The following is a 19,135-nucleotide window of genomic DNA, read 5'->3' as shown; positions in this document are numbered from 1 at the left end:
GAAGGGCATGCTTGCAGCCGTTGATGTCTCTGGGGGTCTCGGTCGCGCCGGGACCCCCAGGGGCCGCGGCGACCTCATCGTCCCGATCGTCGCCGTTCTGGTGGTGCTGGTCCCGATCGTTGTCGGTGTGAACGCGGCATCCGGCGGCTCGTTCCGCGACAGGTCAGACGTCTTCGCCATCATGATGTTGGCACCCGTAAGCCTCATTCTGCCGCTGGTCGTCACCCTGCTGACCTGCCTGCGGCTATACGCGCAACTTACGGAGCGATTCGTCGCGAACACTCGCAGCCGCATGAGTGCTCGCGAGTTCGTTCTTCGTCACATGGCGCGGGCCGCGGGGGGATCGGCGCTCATCTTCTTCCTGTACGTCTTCGCCGCATTTGTGGTCGCCTTCTACGTGTGGCCGCTGGCCGGCGATCCGGGCATTGACCCAGCGGGATACAACATGACCGTGGAACAGGCCGCGGCGCAAAGCCTCGAGCGGTCGAGTTACAGCTTCCTGCTCGAATACGGAGAACTCGCGTTCGGTTTCGGGTATGCCGCGTGGGTCTCGCTGAGCTCAGCCGCATTCGCCGTTCTGTGCTGCTGCTTCCTGGTCACGCTGCCGAATCGCATTCTCGCGCTCGGCCTGCCGTTCCTGATCTATCTGGGCTCGACGGTCGGCGCAGCGCTCATCGGGTTGCCCCGTTTCGGCCTGTTGTACTCGCTCTTCCCCTTCGGACTCGAAGCCTCGGCGCCGCTCATCGCTGCGGCCCCGATGCTCGTCCTCGCAGCAGTCACGCTCGTCTTCGCCGCTCTCGTGCTGTATCGCGCGCCGACGAACGGTCAGCTTGCGTGAATCGCTGGGGGATCGCCCTGTGGGCAGCTGTCGCCGCTGCCGCGTTCGGGTACTGCGTTCTCGAGCGGCCAGCGAGCTCGGCGGGGCTTCACGAAGAACTGGCACTCGGGGTCCTGAGCACGCTGACGAGCCCCACCTTCCTCGCCTTCGTCGTGACCCCGCTGTGGCTGGCCTACGGCGTCCTCGACTCACGGCGCACAGCCACACTCCTTCGCCTCATCCGTGCCGGCAGCTATTCGAGCCACCTGCGGCGCATCTGTTGGCGGGCGCTCCGAGCGATACTGCCGCCCCTCCTGGCCGTCATCACCGGAGCGGCGGCTGCGGTCGTCGTCGACTTGGGCGGACAGCTCGACCGGGATTCCACCCTCATCGCACGCGTCGACGACGTCGGGATGCCGCTCGCGGCGGCGATCGGCGCGCAGGTCGCGCTGCTCGGGGTGTTCCTCATGTTGACGAGGATGGTCCTCGAGATGCTGGCGCTGTTGAGCCTGCACGCCGTGGCTGTCGCCCTCAGCATCGCCGCGTGGTTGTGGGCGGCAGCATCCGCGACCGGGGTCCTGCTGCTGGGCGGTCTTGCGGACTTCCGCGCATACACGCTCGTCCCGGCCCTGGCCGCGCAGCCGAGGATGATGGGCGACGTCGTGCTCGCTTACTCGGTCGCCATCATTGGTCTCACTGTCGCGGCGGCTTTCCTCGACCGGAGCGCGCGCCAGAACGGTATCAGCCCTCCCGACTGGCTCCTGCCGAGCGCGGCCGGAGCCCTCGTGGCGCTCTTGGCCGCGGGGGCCTTCGGCGCGCGCGACACCGACCTTGTGGGGTTTCTCACCGGCCTGTACTTCGGTGCCACCGGAACCATGCTGCAGATGCTCGTCGCGGTGATTCTCGTCGTGGGCTATGCCTTCGCCGCGCAGTTCCGGATGGCCCAGCTCGCGGGGCCCTGGGGGCTGGTGACGGGCTTGCGGTACGGCAGTCGACGTCGTCAGCTCGTCACGATCATCTCGCGAGAGTTCGGCCACGCACTGACGTACTCGGCAGTGGTCCTCGTCGCGGCCGTTGCGGCATACTTCGTCGCCGGCGGGCGGACGATCGTGGGCGAGCCGGGCCTGATGCTGCTGCTCTTCCAGACCACGGTGATGCAGGCGATCCAGATCACGTTCTACATCGCGTGTGTGGCGTGCGCCGTGCTCATCTCGAACAAGCAGGTCAGCGGTCTCGTCGTCATCGGCGTTGTGACCGCACTCGCAGCCGTGCCGATTCCCGCCTCGGTGGTGTGGGTGACGCAACGCGCGAGCACAGCGGTCCTCTTCGACGGCGGGTGGGCGGCGACCATCGCGAACGCCCTGCTCCTCACCGCGGCGACGTGCGCCGTCGTCCTCGTTGCCACTCGTCGCGGACCGAAGACGGTTCCGCTTCTGTCCTCGTCGCCCAGGAAGGTTCTCAGCCGATGAACAACGTCGTAGAGGTGCGCGATGTCAGCGTGACCCTCGGAGGTATCGACCTCTACCGGGGTGCGACCCTCAACCTGCGTCGCGGAGCCACGGTGGCGCTCACCGGGCCCAATGGGTCGGGCAAGTCGGTGCTGCTCAAGGTGATCTGCGGATTCGTCACGCCAGATTCCGGCAGCGTCTGGATCGATCCGTCACTGCTCTCTTCGCGCCGCACATTCCCGGAGCGATTCGGCATCGCGATCGACGGCCCCGCCTACATCCCGGGTCGCACGGGCCTGCAGAATCTCCTCGAACTCGCTCGTATCCGCCGTCAGATCACCGTGGAGGACGTCAGAGCCGCGATGATGCGTGTCGGACTCGATCCCGATGCGAAGCAGAAGGTGCGCAACTACTCGCTCGGGATGAAGCAGAAGCTGTCACTCGCTCAGGCCCTGATGGAGAAACCGGAGGTTCTTCTGTTGGATGAGCCTTTCAACGCGCTGGACAAGAGCAGCGTCGAGCGTGTCACCGAGATCCTCCGCGCGGAGCGGGAGCGCGGGACGACGATCCTGTTCACGAGCCACAGCGAACGCGACGTTCACACCCTGGCCGACGAGGTCTTCCGTGTGGAGGAGCAGCGCCTGGTCGCGCACTAGCCCAGGGGAAGCCCGCGATCCGACGGGCCTAACGAATGCTCTGCATCGCGCTCGCGAGGTACGGCGCCGTCCGGCTCTCCGCCACCTGAGCCACATCCTCGGGCGTCCCGGCCGCGACCACGCGGCCACCCGCGTTGCCGCCGGCCGGACCGAGGTCGATGACCCAGTCGGCGGAGGCTACGACAGCCATGTCGTGCTCGACGACGACCACCGTGTTGCCGGCGTCGACCAGCGCGTGCAGCTGCGTGAGCAGCAGGCGCACGTCGGCGGGATGCAGTCCGGTGGTGGGCTCGTCGAGCAGGTAGAGGGTGTGGCCGCGGCGAGCCCGCTGCAGCTCGGTCGCGAGCTTGATGCGCTGCGCCTCGCCGCCCGACAGCTCGGTAGCCGGCTGCCCGAGCCGCAGGTAGCCCAGGCCGACGTCGCGTAGCGTGCGCAGGCTGCGGGATGCCGCGGGCACCGGCTCGAGGAACCCGACGGCCTCGTCGACGGTGAGGCTGAGCACCTCAGCGATGTTCTTGCCGCGGTAGGCGACCTCGAGCGTCTCGGCGTTGTACCGCGCGCCGTGACACGTCGGACACTTCCCGTAGCTGCCCGGCAGGAACAGCAGCTCGACCGAGACGTAACCTTCGCCGAGGCACGTCTCGCAGCGGCCTCCCGCGACGTTAAATGAGAAGCGTCCGGCGGTGTACCCGCGCTCGCGGGCGAGGTCGGTGCCGGCGAACACGGCGCGCACCGCATCGAACAGGCCCGTGTACGTCGCCAGGTTCGAGCGCGGCGTACGTCCGATCGGCTTCTGGTCGACGCGCACGAGCCGGTCGATGTGCTCGAGGCCGTCGACGGTCCGCACCGTCGGGATATCGGCTCGCCCGTCGGGGAGTGTCGCCTCCGTCAAGCCGGTCTCGGCCGGCGCCGCGGCATCCGTTGTCTCGTCGTCTGGCTGGTCGGCTGCGTCATCCCCGCGCAGGTAGCCGCGCACCACGTCGCGGAGCACGCCTCCCACGAGCGACGACTTGCCCGACCCCGATACGCCCGTGACGGCCACGAACGTCCCGAGCGGGAACGACGCGTCGACGTCCACGAGGTTGTGCAGTGAGGCGCCCTCCAGCGTCAGCCAGCCGGTGGGGGTGCGCAGGTCGCGAGGCTTCACCGCAGCCCCGTCGGCGTCGGGGAACAGGAAGGGCCGCGTCACCGATTCGGCCACCTGGGCAAGTCCGTCGACGGCTCCGCTGTAGAGCACGTCGCCGCCGCCCTCGCCCGCTCCGGGGCCGACGTCGACGATCCAGTCCGCACCCCGGACGACATCCATGTTGTGCTCGACGACGAACACCGAGTTCCCCGCGGCGGTGAGCTGCTCCAAGACGTCGAGCAGCGGCTCGGCGTCGGCGGGATGCAGGCCTGCTGACGGCTCGTCGAGCACGTACACCACGCCGAACAGGCCCGAGCGCAGCTGCGTGGCCAGACGCAGACGCTGCATCTCGCCGGGGGAGAGGGTCGTGGTCACCCGGCCGAGGCCGAGGTAGCCCAGCCCGAGGTCGATCAGCACCTCGATGCGGGCGACGAGGTCGGTGGTGATCGCGACAGCGACATCCGTCCGCTCGCCGGACGATGACGTCGGCAGCGCGGGCGCGGCATCCGTCAGCATCGTGGTCGGACGCAGGATGTCGGCGAGCTCGCTCATCGGCAGGGCGTTCAGCTCGGCGATCGTGCGGCCGGCGAAGGTGACAGCCAGCGCCTCGCGCCGGAGGCCCGAGCCGCCGCACAGCGGGCAGACGCCGGTGCGCACGAACTGGAGCACCCGCTCGCGCATCTTCGCGCTGTTCGAGTCGGCGAGGGTGTGGAAGACGTACTTCTTCGCGCTCCAGAACATGCCTTTGTACGGCTTCGCGACTCGGTCGCGCTGCGGAGTGATCTCCATCACGGGCTGTTCGTCGGTGAAGAGCAGCCATTCCCGGTCGGCGGGGTCGAGCTCGCGCCAGGGGCGGTCGACGTCGTAGCCGAGGGCGATCGTGATGTCGCGGAGGTTCTTCGCTTGCCACGCGCCCGGCCACGCGGCGATCGCGCCGTCGCGGATGCTGAGGGAGGGGTCGGGGACGAGCGTCTCTTCGGTGACCGTGTGCGCGACGCCGATGCCGTGGCACTCCGGGCACGCGCCGGCGGCGGTGTTGGGGGAGAAGGCGTCGGAGTCGAGCCGGTCGGTGAACCCGTCAGGGAAGGTGCCGGCGCGCGAGAACAGCATCCGCAGCGAGTTCGACAGCGTCGTCACGGTGCCGACGCTCGAGCGAGAGCTGGGCGCACCGCGACGCTGCTGCAGAGCGACGGCCGGCGGGAGCCCCGTGATCGACTCGACGTGCGGATTGTGGCCCTGCTGGATCAGGCGCCGGGCGTAGGGGGCCACGGACTCGAGGTACCGGCGCTGCGCCTCGGTGAAGATCGTCCCGAACGCGAGCGACGACTTACCCGAGCCCGACACCCCGGTGAACGCGACGATCGCGTCGCGCGGAACATCGACGTCGACATTCCGGAGATTGTTCTCGCGCGCTCCGCGCACGCGCACGAAGGCATCGGGGCTGACACGCGAGTTTCCGGACATCGGGCAAGCCTACGTGTCGGAGGTGCGCCCTAGGCTCATGCGGTGGGTATCGCAGAGTGGGTCGCGCCGCAGCGTCTGGGTCGTGACTTCCGGTGGCTGTTCGCTTCGTCGCTGACGAGCAACATCGGCGACGGCATCGCCCTCGCAGCCGCACCGCTCCTGATCGCCTCGATGACCGATTCGCCGATCCTGGTGGCTTCCGGAGCGGTCCTGCAGTTCCTGCCGTGGCTGCTGTTCGGGCTTCACGCCGGCGCCATCGCCGACCGGGTCGACCGACGGGTCCTGATCGTGGTGGCCAACGGCATCCGGGCTCTCGTGCTGGTCGGTCTGTGCGTCTTCCTCGTCACCGGTCTCGCCAGCATCTGGATGGTGCTGATCGTGGCGTTCCTCTACGGCACCGCCGAGGTGTTCGTCGACACGACGAGCAGCACTCTGCTGCCGATGATGGTGCGCAAAAGCGACCTCGGCACCGGCAATGCGCGCCTTCAGGCCGGGTTCCTCGTGGCGAACCAGCTCGGCGGTCCGCCGCTGGGTGCCTTCCTGTTCGCCGTGGGATCGTTCTGGCCGTTCGCCGTCCAGGGGCTGTGCGTCGCGCTCGCTATCGTCCTCATCTCGCGGATCACCGCGACGAAGCGCGTCGAACCGGCGGGCGGACCGCGTGAGCGTACTCCGGTGCACACCGATATCCTCAGCGGCATCCGCTGGCTGTGGCGCAACCCGCCGGTGCGGACGCTCGTGATCATCATCCTCACCTTCAACGTGACCTGGGCCGCGCCCTGGGGTGTGCTCGTCCTCTACGCGACCGACTACCTGCGGATGGGGCCGGTCGGGTACGGCGCGCTGACGACGGCTTCCGCGATCGGCGGACTGGCGGCGACTCTGCTGTTCGGAAGGCTGGAACGACGCTTCTCGTTCGCCGCGCTCATGCGCGTGTGTCTCACCGCCGAGGTGCTCATGCACCTCGCGTTCGCCCTGACGACCTCGGGGGCAGTCGCCTTCGTGATCATGATCGCGTTCGGTGCCTACGCCTTCGTCTGGGCCACGATCTCGACCACCGTCCGCCAGCGCCTCGTTCCTCACGAGCTGCAGGGCCGCATCGCCTCGGTCAACATGGTCGGGGTCTTCGGCGGACTCGTGATCGGGCAGGCGCTCGGCGGGGTCATCGCCCAGGTCTGGGGACCGACCGGCCCCTGGTGGTTCGCCTTCGTCGGCGCGGCGGTGACCCTGCTGCTGGTCTGGCGTCCGATCACGCACATCGCGGCGGCTCCGCCAGCCGTCGACGACGACGAGACGGAGGCTGTCGCGGCCGGGTGACCGGCCTACCGCTCGTCGAGCTGCGCCATCGCATCGGCCAGTACGCGCGCGACGGGCCAGGCTCCGTCTGCCGTGTTGCTCATCACAGTCGCGGTGGTCGCGGTCGGCGGGTGATGAACGGACCGGAACGACGAGCCGACGTCGCACCCTTCGAGGACGACACCTGGTCCGGTCTCGTCGAGCCAGAACCCGAGACCGTACCGCATCTCCTCGTCTTCGACGAGGGAACGCGGGGCGGTCATCAGCGCCACGGTGTCGGGTGAGACGATGCGTCCGGCGAAGAACGAGCGCCAGAACCGGTGAACGTCGGCGGCCGTCGTAGAAGCGCCGCCGTCGCCATTGGCGCGGACGGGCAGGTGCAGCGTGTTGACGCGCAGTCCGTCGTCGAAGACGTAACCGCGGGCATGATTCCCGTCGAGCTCGTCGGTGCGGGGGAAGCCGGTGTCGATCAGGCCGGCCGGGACGAGGACGAGATCGTGCACCACCTCGTGGAAGACGCGGCCCGTGACCCGTTCGAGGACGATCGCGAGCACGACGTAGCCGCTGTTGCAGTAGGCGAACGTCTCGCCGGGAGCGGCCTTCGGCGGGATGCCGTCGAGCAGGGGCAGGAACGCCTCCGCGGTCGTGAGCGTGTGCACGGGCACTCCGAGGAAGAACTCCGATACATCGAGGTCGTCGTCCTCGTCGATGTAGTCGCCGATTCCCGAGGTGTGGCCGAGGAGGTGCTCGACGGTCACCGCGTCGTCGATGAGCGGCAGATCGTCACCGAGCACCCCTCGAACGGCGGTGTCGAGCGCGAGCCGGCCGTCTTGGACGAGTCGCATGATGGCGAGTGCCGTGAAAGCCTTGCTCCCTGACGCGATCGCGAAGCGCGTGCTCTCGGAGACGGGCCTCTCGCTCGCCCGGTCGGCCATCCCGTGCGCACTGCGCCACACGGACAGATCGCCCGAGTCGACGCGGACGATCCCCGAGAACGGTTCCTCATCGAACGCGGCCTGAAGCGCTCGCTCGTCGATGATGATGCTCTCCGTCGTGCTCATACCCCTACTGTGCCAGTGGCGCGGAGGTCGGCGCGATTCCCCCTCCACCTTTCGATGGAGGTGGCGGATTGCCGCCGTTCGAACGTCGAGCCGAACGCGGCCTCCTTCCTACAGTCGACGACGACCCCGTTCCTCGGGGTCCGACGACGACCGGAAGGAAACCCTCATGGCCACCATTCACGTCGGCTCCACCTCCGAGAGGAGCGTCACCGGCATCATCCGCCGACGGCCCCTCGTATCGTTCTTCGTGCTCGCGCTGGGTCTCAGCTGGGTGGCCTGGACCCCGTGGATTCTCTCGAACGACGGTCTCGGCGTCTGGGATTACGCGTTCCCGCAGATCTTCGGCACCTCGCAGTTCACCGGGATGCTCTTCGGTGCATACCTCGGGCCACTCGGTGCGGCGTTCGTCGTGACCGCGGTGACGGGCGGACGCGCGGGACTGCGTGTCTGGGTCGGGCGGCTGCTGCGGTGGCGAGTCGCGCCGCGGTGGTACGCCGTCGCGCTGCTCGCGGTGCCGCTGGCCGTGCTGTCGTTCGGATTCCTCGCATCCGGCGGGCAGGCGCAGGCGCCCAGCCTCATCGCGATCGCGCTGTACGTGCCCGCGCTCCTCCTGCAGATGCTGACGACGGGGCTCGCCGAAGAGCCGGGCTGGCGCGACTTCGCCCTACCGCCGCTGCAGGAGCGCTTCGGCTCGCTCGGCGCCGCGGCGATCCTCGGGCCGCTGTGGGGCATCTGGCACCTGCCGCTGTTCCTCACCGAGTGGGGATCATGGCCGGACGTGACATGGCTGAATGTCGTGGAGTTCGTCGCCTTCAGCGCGCTGTTCAACGTCGTGATCATGTGGCTGTTCAACCGTTCGGGACAGAGCCTGCCGATCGTGATGCTCTTCCATGAGAGCCTGAACAACACCGTCACGGTGTTCTGGGCGGAGATGTTCCCGACCGTGGGCGGTGATCAGTTGCAGCACGTGCTCCTGATCGGTGCCGCAGCGGCCGCGGTCGTCACGATCGCGCTCACCCGCGGACGTCTCGGGCTTCCGGCTGGTTCGCCCGTGATGGGGCATCGCGCGCCGGAAGCCGCGAAGATAGCGGCATGAGTCGGATGCGGCGTGCGCCGAGCGTCACGGATGTCGTCGTGGCGCTCGGCACCGGCGCGGTGACGCTGCTCGCGCTGGTGGCTGCGCCCGAGCTGTTCGCAGATCACGCGACGCCGAGCCTCGGGTCCGCTTCGTGGTGGGTGTTCGCGATCGTCCTCATCGTGCAGGCGGCCGCGCTGTGCTTCGCGCGCTCGATCCCCGTGGCGGTGCTGCTCGGCACGTCGGCCGGAGCGCTGCTCATCGGGATCACCACACCGACGGGACTCGGCAGCCTCGCCGATGCCGCCGTGCTGGTCGCCGTTCTGCGCGCCACGCCGGTCGTGACGGTGCCGGCCCTTCGTGTCGTGCTGCCGGTGGCCGGCCTCCTCGTCGCGGGCGGACAGGCCGCCGACATCCTCGGGTCGAGCGCGGTGACCGTGCCGGCCGCGGTGGGTGCGGCCCTGCTGCAAGCCGTCGCCATCGTCGCTCTGCCGGCCGCGGGGGTGCTCGCGGTGACGGCTCGTCGCGACGCCCGTCGGGCTGAGCAGGGCGAGAGCGAGGCGGTTCGCCGTGAACGGGCCGCGGTCGTGGACGCCGCGGTCGCCCGCGAACGCACCGCGATGGCGCGCGAACTGCATGACATCGCCGCCCATCACGTATCGAGCATCGCGCTGATGTCGGGGGTCATCGAGCGCCAGATAGCGACCGACCCGGATGCTGCTCGGGTGGCCGTCCGGCAGGTGCGCGAACAGAGCCGCGTGCTGCTCGACGATCTCCGCCAGCTCGTCGGGCTGCTTCGGCGAGACGGCGACGGGCGCGACACGGTCGAGACGATCGAGACCGTCGCCGCTCTGGTCGACGCTGCCCGGGCCACGGGGCGCGCGGTCGAGTTCTCGATGGATCGAGGCACTGCACAGGTCGGCCCGCTCGGTCAGCTCGTGGTGTACCGGATGGTGCAGGAAGCGCTCGCCAACGCCGCTCGGCATGCTCCCGGGGCGCCGTGCGAGGTCCGCCTCGACGGCACTCGGCCCGGCGTCTTCGTCGCGACCGTGCGTGACGCGGGTGTCCCACCTGCCCTCGCGGCGCCGTCCGCCAGCACGGCTCGCGAGGGATTCGGACTGCTCGGGATGCGCGAACGGGCCGGCCTGGTGGGCGGCACGCTGGACGCGGGACCGGAGGCCGGCGGTGGTTGGCGTGTCCGGCTCACGGTGCCGGCCGAGGCGCTCGGCGCCCCGGGAGCGAGCTCGTGATCCGCGTGCTCGTCGCCGACGATCAGCCTCTGGTGCGGGCGGGGGTCGCCGCGCTACTGGCGGCTGAAGATGACATCGAGGTGGTCGCGACGGCATCCGACGGCTTGCAAGCGCTCGAATCGGCGACGTCGCTGCAGCCCGATGTCGCCTGCCTCGACGTCCGGATGCCGGGCCTCAGCGGTATCGAGGTGGCGCGGGCGCTTGCCGGTCGGGGAGAAGACGAACCCGCCGTCCCGGTGCTGATCCTCACGACCTTCGACATCGACGAGTACGTGTTCGAGGCGCTGGAGGCCGGGGCGTCGGGATTCCTTCTGAAAGACGCCGAGCCCGAAGAGATCGTCCGAGCGGTGCGAAACGTCGCTGCGGGCAACGGCACCCTCGATCAGGCCGTCACGCGGCGAGTGCTGCGGGAGTTCTCACGCCGACGTGCATTGCAGCGGGTGTCGACGGCCACCGAGGCCGCTGACCACCTCACGCCGCGAGAGCGCGAGATTCTCGAGCTGCTGGCGCAGGGAATGTCGAACGACGAGATCGCCGAGGCGTTGACGGTCGAGGTCAGCACCGTCAAGTCGCACCTGGTGCGCATCCTGACGAAGCTCGGCGTGCGTTCGCGCCTGCAGGCGGTCGTCTGGGCGTATCAGAACAAGGTCGTCACGCCGCTGGACTGAGCCGGGGGACCGGGTCACCGCCGATTCCTCCCCAGGGGAGAGGGGCGTCGGAGCAGCGATCCTGCCACTACCGTCATGGACTCAGATGGACCGCGCCAGTTGACTGGGACCGGTCACAGTCACGGCAACGAGGGAGTTCGCATGACCATCCGGAACACAGCAGCCATTACCCGCGCAACGGTGGGTTCAGCGATCATCCTCGCCGTCGCGGTCAGCGCGGGATGCTCGAGCGCGCCCTCGGCCGAGCAGACGTCGCTGACCTGGGATGCCGAGGCGGGCGCGTATGAGATCGAGCCGGAGATCGCCAGCGGAGAGGTGCCGCTGAAGGTCTGGGTCGAATACCCCGAGTACGGCGAGGCGCTGGCCGAGGCCTTCGCCGCCGCGCATCCCGGCATCCGCGTCGAGGTGACGACGGTGTCGAAGGTGGATGCTGTCTCGAAGATGGCGCTCGACGGTGAGGCGGGCACCGGCGCCGACGTCTACTTCACGAACTTCACCGACCTCGCGAACGCGATCGAGTCCGGGGTGGCTGCGCCCCTGGGCGAGTACGCGGATGAGATCGCCTCGCGGGTCGGTGACGCGTTCGCGGGGGTCGTCAGCCGCGACGGCGAGTTGTACGGCGTGCCGGTGTCGACCGAGTCGATCGCGCTGTTCTACAACAAGACCCTCCTGCAGCAGCTCACGGGTTCGACCGAACCGGCGACGACCTGGGAGCAGATCCGCGAGCTCGCCGCGACGTACAACGACCCCCGGGAGAACCGGTGGACCATTCGTTGGCTGAGCGGGCAGCTCTACTACGCGTACCCGGTGCTCAGCTCGCTCGGGTGGCATCTCGGCACCGATGAGGGCGATCCCGGTCTCGATGCGCCGGCTCTCGCTGCCGGCCTCGAATACTACGGCGCGCTGCGCGACCTCTGGCCGGTCAACTCGGCGGACGCCACCTGGGATTCCATCGAGATGGAGTTCGCGAAGGGCCAGACGCCCTATGCGATCACGGGGCCCTGGTCGATCGGCGACTTCACCGCGGCGGCGGCGGAGAACGGCTTCGAATACGGCGTGACGACCCTCCCGTCGGCCCACGGGGGAGGCGACGCAGCGACGCTCGCGGGTCTGGGAGTGGGGGTCGTCTCGGGCTACTCCGAGTATCCCGGCGCCGCGCGTGTGTTCGCGGCCTTCCTCGCGTCGGACGAGGCGGCCGCTGCGCTCTATCGAACGACGGGCGGCATCCCGGCGCTGACGAGGCTCAACGCCCAAGCCATCCCCGGACTCGCCGACGATCCGCACGCGAACGGGGTGCTCGCTCAGGCCGAGCGCTCCGACCTCGTCGCGGACGTGAGCGACGCGCTCTGGACGGTCGGCAACAACCTCGTCGCGGGCGTGTGGGACGGAGTCCTCGATCCGGCGACAGCGCAGCAGCAGGCGGTCGCCGGCTACGCCGACCTGACCGGGCTGGGGGAGTGAACCCGCACCGACGCGGAGCGGACCCCGTGGCGCCCTGGACGCTCGGGGTCGCCTCCGCGCTGGTGCCCGGTCTCGGGCAGTTCCTCAACCGGGAATGGGGCAAGGGTCTGGCGCTCGCCGCTGTCGGCGCCGGTGCGGTGATCGCTGAGCTGCTCACCGGCCACTACGCCGACCTCTCGGGTTACACGCCGCGCACCCACGGCGGGTTCTTCGTCCGCGGTCTGTGGGGTCTCGTCACCCTCGGCACGCAACCGCGCACGATGACGGTCGCAGGGTTGTCGCCGGGCGACCATTCGATCGTCCTCATGATCAACGGCATCATCGCGGTCCTCGTCCTCGGGCTCATGGCGGCGACCACCGTCTGGGCCGTGCGCGACGCAGCACGGACGCGGCGCCGACTCATCACGAGCGGAGAGCGGCTGACCGCCGGGGAGTGGGTGCGCGCCGCTCGGCAGACGGCGTTCCCCTACCTCGTGCTCGCACCCACCCTGATCCTGCTGTTGTTCGTCACCGCCCTGCCGGTGGTCTTCGGCATCCTCATCGCATTCACCGACTACAGCAGCGACAACCTGCCGCCGATGCAGCTGGTCGACTGGGTCGGCCTCGCCAACTTCCGGCAGCTGCTGGGAGCCGGCGCCTGGGGTGCGACGTTCTTCGGCGTGCTCGGATGGACGGTGCTGTGGGCGGCGCTGGCGACAACCACGACGTACGCGCTCGGCTTTCTGCAGGCCGTCTTCGTCTCCAGCAGGCGCGTGCGCCTGCCGCGCCTGTGGCGGAGCATCTTCTTCCTGCCGTGGGCGGTGCCCGCCATGATCTCGGCTCTCGTCTTCCGCTCGATGTTCAACGGTCAATTCGGACCCATCAGTCAGGCGCTCGTCGACCTCGGCATCACGCCCGAGCGGGTGATGTGGCTGACCGATCCGGCGAACCCCTGGCTCGCGCGGCTCATCGCGCTTCTGGTGAACCTGTGGCTGGGCTTCCCCTACTTCATGGCCCTCATCAGCGGGGCCCTGACGAACATCTCGCCGAGCTACTACGAGGCCGCGCGCATCGACGGCGCGTCGGCGGTGCAACAGGTGCGCTACCTCACGCTGCCCATCGTCCTGCGAGCCACGGCACCGTTGATCGTCCTGTCGTTCGTGGCGAACTTCAACAACTTCGGGGTCATCTACTTCCTCACCCAAGGTGGCCCTGCGAATCCCGACTACCGGTACGCCGGTGGTACCGACATCCTCATCACCTGGCTCTACAAGCTCACCCTCGACAACGGTCTGTACGACATCGCCTCGGTGATGTCGATCCTGATCTTCGTCATCGTCGGCAGCTTCTCGATCTGGAGCCTGCGTCGTTCGAAGGCGTTCACCGATGCATAGAACTCGGAATCGATTCCTTACGGTCCTGATCCACGTCGAGTTGCTGATCGTGGCGGTGATCGTCCTCTACCCGCTGGCCTGGATCGTCGGTTCTTCCTTCGGCTCGGGGCGCTCACTCGCGCAGGCGTCGGCCATCCCGGCCGATCCGACTCTCGCCAACTACATCAAGCTGTTCGCTGAGACGCCGTTCGCCACCTGGTACGGCAACTCGCTCTTCGTCGCGGTGTCGAACATGGTGATCAGCGTGCTGCTGTCGGCGATCGCCGCCTATGTGTTCGCTCGGCTGCGCTTCGCGGGGCGGCGCCTGGGACTGCTCGTGATGCTGGTGATTCAGATCTTCCCGACATTCATGACCGCGATCGCGATCTACATCCTCTATCTGAACTTCGGCCTGCTCGACAGTCTCACCGGTCTCGTGATCGCGAGCGTGGCGGCGGCGGTGCCGTACAACATCTGGTTGCTCAAGGGATACCTCGACGGCATCTCCACCAGCCTCGACGAGGCGGCCGTGATCGACGGGGCCTCGCATCTGCAGATCTTCACGCGCATTCTCCTGCCGTTGATGACGCCGATGCTGACCTTCGTCGCGGTCACCCAATTCGCGGTGCCGTGGATGGACTTCATCCTCCCGCGTCTTCTGATCAGCAGCCCGCAGAACTACACCGTCGCGATCGGGTTGTTCCAGCTGATCTCCGACCAGACGCGGAACGACTTCACGACGTTCGCGGCGGGGGCCATCCTCGTCGCGGTGCCGATCACAGTGCTCTACATGGTGCTCCAGCGATACCTGGTCGCGGGGCTAGCGCAAGGAGGAGAGAAGGAATGACGACGACATCACTACCGATTCGCGGGGCCGACGTGTCGATGACCGCGGAGGTCGAGGCGCTGGGCGGCAGCTTCTCGGATGCCGCGGGCACGAGGGACCTCTTTCGCATCCTGGCCGACCACGGCGTGAACCTCGCGCGCCTGAGGGTCTGGGTCGACCCGACCGACGGTGCAGGACGGCCGTACCAAGGCGGCACGAACGACCTCGCGACGACGCTGCGCTTGGCCGAGCGCGCGCGGGCAGCCGGACTCGACCTGATGATCGACCTGCACTACAGCGATTTCTGGGCCGATCCGAAGAAGCAGTCGCTGCCGAGATCCTGGGAGGGCCTCGACCTCGACGGTGTCTGCGATGCCGTCGCCGCGCACACGGCGGAGGTCATCACCGCCGTGCAGTCGAGCGCGGGCAGCCCGGAATGGGTGCAGGTCGGCAACGAGACGACGAACGGGATGCTGTGGCCGCACGGCCGCACGCCGCGGTACGACCTCGAGAGCCGTGCTTTCGAGGAGGTGTCGCCGGATGAGGCGTCCGAGCAGTACGACCGTCTCGCCCGACTGCTGCAGGCGGGGTCGAGTGCGGTGCGCGCAGCCGATTCCGGTTCGCGCATCATCTTTCATCTCGACGCCGGAGGTGCTGCCGATCTCTACCGCCGGTGGTTCGACGAGATCACCATGAGAGGCATCGACTTCGATGCCGTCGGACTGTCGTACTACCCGCTGTGGCACGGGTCGCTGGACGACCTGCGCGACAACCTCCACCAGCTCATCGAGCGTTACGAAAAGGACGTCATCGTCGTCGAGACGGCGTACGCGTACCGGCTCGACAACCCCGGCGGGACCTCGATGTTCGATGCGAGCTCGCCTGCGGCGATCTACCCGGCCTCCGTCGACGGTCAGGCTCGGTACCTCGACGACCTCGCCGGGGTCATGCGTGGAGTGCCCGCCGGCCGGGGACTCGGGATCGTGTACTGGGAGCCCGCCTGGTTGCCTGTGCCCGGAACCTCCTGGGCGTCGGTGGCGGGGATGGACTACGGAAACGACGTGGCGGAGCCCGGCAACGGCTGGGCGAACCAGACGCTGTTCGATGAGCGGGGGCGCGTTCTCGCCTCACTGAGCGCACTCGGGGCGACCTCCGGTCGGCCCGCAATCATGAGAGAGGAATACAGATGACGAACCGAGCACGGCGGCGAGCGACGGCGCTTGCCACCGCGGCCGCAGCCGTCCTGGTCGCGGCGTTCCTTCCGGCGACCACCGCGAGCGCGGCGTTCGATCCGGACGACTTCGTGATGGGCGGTGACCTCGGGATGATCCACGAGGTCGAAACGCGTGGCGGGACGTTCTCCCGGGGCGGAGTCGTGGGCGATCCGATCGACATCATGGGCGATGCCGGCATGAACCTCGCCCGGCTCCGTCTGTGGGTCGACCCCTACACGGCTGCCGGCGAACCATACGGCGGTGGCACCAACGACCTCGCGACGACCATCGCGACGGCGCAGCGCGCGAAGGCCGCGGGGATGGACGTCCTGCTCGACTTCCACCTCAGCGACTGGTGGGCCGACCCGGGAACGCAGACCGTGCCGAAGGCGTGGCAAGGGCTGTCCTACCCGCAGCTGGTGTCGACCGTTCGCGCGTACACCGAGGACGTCATCGACGCCATGCGGGCGGCCGGGGTGCTGCCCGACATGGTGCAGATGGGCAACGAGATCCCTGCCGGCATCCTGTGGGATCACGGTCGCGTCGGCAACGGCGTCTCGGACTTCACTCAGCTCGCGGGCTTGCTGAAAGCGGGGATCGCGGGGGTCGACGCGGCGCTTCGAGCGGGGGAGGACATCGAGGTCGTCCTGCACCTGGACCACGGCGGCGACAACGCCCTCTACCGCTGGTGGTTCGACGCGATCACAGCGCAGGGTGTTCCGTTCGACATCATCGGGCTGTCGTACTACCCGTTCTGGCACGGCACCATGGGGCAGCTCGCCGTCAACCTCAACGACATCAGCGCTCGCTACGGAAAGGACGTCCTCATCGTCGAGACCGCGTACGGCTGGACCCTCGGTGACGCCGACGGCCTCGGCAACTCGTTCTACACCGCCGAGGCGGCGACCGGTGGGTATCCGCCGACCGTCGCGGGCCAGACGGCCTTCCTGCGAGACCTCCGCGACATCGTCCGTGCTGTGCCCGACGGGCGCGGGCGCGGACTCATCTGGTGGGAGCCGGGCTGGCTTCCCGTCCCGGGCGCGAACTGGGGGACCGAGGCGGGAAAGATCGACAACGATGACCCGGGCGTCCTCTCCAACCCGTGGGACAACCAGACGCTGTTCGACTGGAGCGGCGCGGCCCTGACGACACTCGACGTGTTCGGGGAGGCGTCGCCGCCGAACCTCGTCGTCAACGGCGGCTTCGAGCAGGACGGTTACACGAACGATCCGACCGGGTGGGGTGTCTGGTCGCCGGGAGGCGCGCACGCGAACGCGGTGTTCACTCAGGACCCGGCGGTCGTGGGCGCGCTCAAGCTCACGTTCTGGAAGTCGACGCCCTATACCGCGTCGGTCTACCAGACGCTCAGCGGGCTGCCGTCGGGGCTCTACCGGGTCTCCGCGTGGACGCTCAACAGCGGCGGCCAGACCTCCGCCTATCTGTACGCGAAGAACTCCGGCGTGCCCGAGCGCCAGGCAGCGCTGCCGGTGAGTCCGAACGACTGGAAGCGGGTGTCGCTGGACGTGCCGGTCACGAACGGAACTCTCGAGCTCGGGTTCTACACCCAGGCTGCCGGCGGCACCTGGCTCAATATCGACGACGTCCGCGTCGAGCGGATCGGCTGATGCGATACCGTCGAGCGTCGCCCGATCCCGACGAAAGGCCCGCCGCCCGTGGATGCTCTGTTCTCCGTGGTCGGCGTCGCCGTCGCTGTCGTCATGCTGGCGATCGCGGGCGCGAGCGCCGTACTGGCGCGATCGTCCGACGTCGCCGCAGCGTGGCGTGACGAACGCGCCTCGGTGCTCTTCGTCGTAACGACCCAGCGCTGGCGGCGGGTCATGGTGCGCGTCGGCGGCTGCATGATGGCGATCATCGGCGTCATCAATCTCGTGGGTCCGATCACACGTCCGGAGGACTCGCCCGCGAGGCGGATCGTGGGGCTCGGAGCTCTGCTCATCGGCGCGGCGCTCCTGTGGCTCGCGCACGGGATGAGTCGGATGCGGCTCGAGGTCGCCCCGCAGGCGGTCTTCGTCTCGCGGGGCTTCCTGCCGCCGACCCGGGTGGAGGTCGCGGACATCACCCGGCTGCGCCCCCACGTGGCTCATCGGTACAGCGGGGTTCTCGCGAAGCGCGGCCGGCGGACGGCCTTCACGGCGACCTCGGCCATGACCGGCTACGGACAGCTCCTGGAACATCTGAAGGCCGAACGTCCCGACCTCTTCGCGCCGGGCGGCTTCCGCTGACGAGACGGCGCCCCGCTTGCCCTGCCGCTGCGCTGGGGCGCTGAGCCGCTACCGGGAGGGTGCGACCCCGACCGACCCGCCCGCCCGGATCGGCATCGGCACACGTTCGAGGCGCGGCGAATCGCCGGGGGCCGCGAGCATCGCCGCCGCTCGCCGCCCGAGTTCGATGTGCGGGAGCGCGATCGACGTGAGCTCGGGCTCGACCGCGCGGGCGTAGGGGCTGCCGTCGAACCCGATCACCGACACGTCGGTGGGGACGCTGCGCCCGGCATGATGGAGCGCCTGATAGGCGCCGACGGCGAGCGCGTCGTTTGCGCACACGAGCGCGGTCGGCCTGACCCGGGGCTCCGCGAGCATCTGCGACACCGCCCGACGCCCGTTCGCGACGTCCCAGTCGTCGTCGATCGCGGTGACGCCGGCGAGGCTCGTTCCCGCCGCGGCGAGCACCGCATCGATGCCCGCGCGACGCTCGGCCAGAGCGATGGGGTCCCACTCCGGCCAGGCGGCCCCGCCTCTCGAGCCTGCCGGCAGCGCTCCGACGAACCAGATGTCGTCACGGTGACCGTGATCGAGCAGCATCCGCGCGGCGTCACGCCCCGCTGCGAGCTCGTCGGGCACGACCGCGTCGATCGACCCGTCTGCCGTCACGCAATTCAACAGGACCGTCGGGACGCCTTCGAGTGCCCGCGGAAGCGCGATGGTCCGCGTGAACATCGACGCGTAGATCACACCGTCGATGTCGCGGCCCAGGAGGCTCTGGAGCAGCTGCTCCTCGAGTTCCGCGTCGCCCTGCGTGTCGACGGTGAACAGGAGGGTGTCGCGCTCGCGTAGCTCCTGCATCGCACCGCGGACCATCGAGTTGGCGAACGAGGTGCTGCTGACGAAGTCGGAGACCAGTGCGACCGTGCCCGAGCGGCCGGTGCGCAGCGTCTGCGCGGTGATGTTGGGGCGGTAGCCGAGCTCGTCCGCGGCGCGACGGACGCGTTCGAACACGTCGTCGGACAGGCGCTGGTCGGTGCGACCGTTCATCACGAACGAGACGGCCGAGCGCGAGACGCCCGCACGCTCCGCGACCTCCCGCAGCGTCACCCGGGGTGCCCTTCGGGTGGGGGGAGTGTCGGTCATATCTCGTTCCGGCTGTCGGTCGCGGTTCTCGAAAGCTAACACGGACGACGGGGGCC

At 68.9% G+C, this 19,135-nt stretch carries 16 protein-coding genes; 13 read left to right on the top strand and 3 right to left on the bottom strand.

Annotated features, from left to right (window positions below; all coding sequences use genetic code 11):
- The first annotated feature begins 7 nt into the window (after window positions 1-7).
- From O1W71_RS04430 to O1W71_RS04420, 3 genes are read left to right on the top strand one after another with little or no spacing between them, the layout of a single operon-like run.
- Entirely contained in the window at window positions 8-838 is an 831-nt protein-coding gene (locus O1W71_RS04430; protein WP_269266647.1) for a hypothetical protein, read from the top strand.
- Window positions 835-2,286, top strand: coding sequence for a hypothetical protein (locus tag O1W71_RS04425; protein ID WP_269266646.1), 1,452 nt, complete (start codon window positions 835-837; stop codon window positions 2,284-2,286). Before O1W71_RS04430 ends, O1W71_RS04425 begins: the two co-directional genes overlap by 4 nt.
- On the top strand, window positions 2,283-2,921 hold the full coding sequence (locus O1W71_RS04420; protein WP_269266645.1) for an ATP-binding cassette domain-containing protein: 639 nt from the start codon (window positions 2,283-2,285) through the stop codon (window positions 2,919-2,921). The genes O1W71_RS04425 and O1W71_RS04420 overlap by 4 nt, the downstream gene beginning before the upstream one ends.
- Before the next feature lie 28 nt (window positions 2,922-2,949).
- Here the strand turns inward: O1W71_RS04420 and O1W71_RS04415 are convergent, their stop codons facing one another.
- Window positions 2,950-5,511 carry an excinuclease ABC subunit UvrA gene (locus tag O1W71_RS04415; protein ID WP_269266644.1) on the bottom strand — a complete coding sequence of 854 codons (2,562 nt, stop codon included), beginning with the start codon at window positions 5,509-5,511 and terminating at the stop codon, window positions 2,950-2,952.
- A 42-nt stretch (window positions 5,512-5,553) separates the two neighbouring features.
- On the opposite strand from O1W71_RS04415, the gene O1W71_RS04410 reads away from it, so the two are divergent.
- A complete protein-coding gene (locus O1W71_RS04410; RefSeq protein WP_269266643.1) occupies window positions 5,554-6,825 on the top strand; it encodes an MFS transporter in 1,272 nt (423 codons plus the stop codon).
- A gap of 5 nt (window positions 6,826-6,830) precedes the next feature.
- Here O1W71_RS04410 and O1W71_RS04405 read toward each other — a convergent pair whose 3' ends face one another.
- Window positions 6,831-7,865, bottom strand: coding sequence for a serine hydrolase domain-containing protein (locus tag O1W71_RS04405; RefSeq protein WP_269266642.1), 1,035 nt, complete (start codon window positions 7,863-7,865; stop codon window positions 6,831-6,833).
- A 166-nt stretch (window positions 7,866-8,031) separates the two neighbouring features.
- Between O1W71_RS04405 and O1W71_RS04400 the strand changes: the two genes are divergently transcribed.
- The 9 genes from O1W71_RS04400 (at window position 8,032) to O1W71_RS04360 (ending at window position 17,954) form a co-directional block, all read left to right on the top strand.
- On the top strand, window positions 8,032-8,961 hold the full coding sequence (locus tag O1W71_RS04400) for a CPBP family intramembrane glutamic endopeptidase (protein ID WP_269266641.1): 930 nt from the start codon (window positions 8,032-8,034) through the stop codon (window positions 8,959-8,961).
- Window positions 8,958-10,190, top strand: coding sequence for a sensor histidine kinase (locus tag O1W71_RS04395; RefSeq protein WP_269266640.1), 1,233 nt, complete (start codon window positions 8,958-8,960; stop codon window positions 10,188-10,190). Before O1W71_RS04400 ends, O1W71_RS04395 begins: the two co-directional genes overlap by 4 nt.
- Window positions 10,187-10,858, top strand: a complete 672-nt coding sequence (locus O1W71_RS04390) for a response regulator (protein ID WP_269266639.1) — start codon at window positions 10,187-10,189, stop codon at window positions 10,856-10,858. The genes O1W71_RS04395 and O1W71_RS04390 overlap by 4 nt, the downstream gene beginning before the upstream one ends.
- Window positions 10,859-10,999: 141 nt before the next feature.
- Window positions 11,000-12,319: an extracellular solute-binding protein gene (locus tag O1W71_RS04385; protein WP_269266638.1), complete on the top strand. Its 1,320-nt coding sequence runs from the start codon at window positions 11,000-11,002 to the stop codon at window positions 12,317-12,319.
- A 26-nt stretch (window positions 12,320-12,345) separates the two neighbouring features.
- On the top strand, window positions 12,346-13,692 hold the full coding sequence (locus tag O1W71_RS04380) for a carbohydrate ABC transporter permease (protein ID WP_269266637.1): 1,347 nt from the start codon (window positions 12,346-12,348) through the stop codon (window positions 13,690-13,692).
- Complete coding sequence (locus O1W71_RS04375; RefSeq protein WP_269266636.1) at window positions 13,685-14,518, top strand: sugar ABC transporter permease; 834 nt, start codon at window positions 13,685-13,687, stop codon at window positions 14,516-14,518. The genes O1W71_RS04380 and O1W71_RS04375 overlap by 8 nt, the downstream gene beginning before the upstream one ends.
- Window positions 14,515-15,687 carry a glycoside hydrolase family 53 protein gene (locus O1W71_RS04370; RefSeq protein WP_269266635.1) on the top strand — a complete coding sequence of 391 codons (1,173 nt, stop codon included), beginning with the start codon at window positions 14,515-14,517 and terminating at the stop codon, window positions 15,685-15,687. Before O1W71_RS04375 ends, O1W71_RS04370 begins: the two co-directional genes overlap by 4 nt.
- Complete coding sequence (locus tag O1W71_RS04365) at window positions 15,684-17,336, top strand: glycoside hydrolase family 53 protein (protein WP_269266634.1); 1,653 nt, start codon at window positions 15,684-15,686, stop codon at window positions 17,334-17,336. The genes O1W71_RS04370 and O1W71_RS04365 overlap by 4 nt, the downstream gene beginning before the upstream one ends.
- Window positions 17,337-17,384: 48 nt before the next feature.
- Window positions 17,385-17,954: a hypothetical protein gene (locus tag O1W71_RS04360; protein ID WP_269266633.1), complete on the top strand. Its 570-nt coding sequence runs from the start codon at window positions 17,385-17,387 to the stop codon at window positions 17,952-17,954.
- A gap of 48 nt (window positions 17,955-18,002) precedes the next feature.
- Here the strand turns inward: O1W71_RS04360 and O1W71_RS04355 are convergent, their stop codons facing one another.
- Window positions 18,003-19,079: a LacI family DNA-binding transcriptional regulator gene (locus O1W71_RS04355; protein ID WP_269266632.1), complete on the bottom strand. Its 1,077-nt coding sequence runs from the start codon at window positions 19,077-19,079 to the stop codon at window positions 18,003-18,005.
- Window positions 19,080-19,135 lie beyond the last annotated feature (56 nt).

This window comes from Microbacterium sp. H37-C3, from assembly GCF_027157935.1.
GTDB lineage: Bacteria > Actinomycetota > Actinomycetes > Actinomycetales > Microbacteriaceae > Microbacterium > Microbacterium plantarum.
This window is presented reverse-complemented; position numbering and strand designations above follow the sequence as displayed.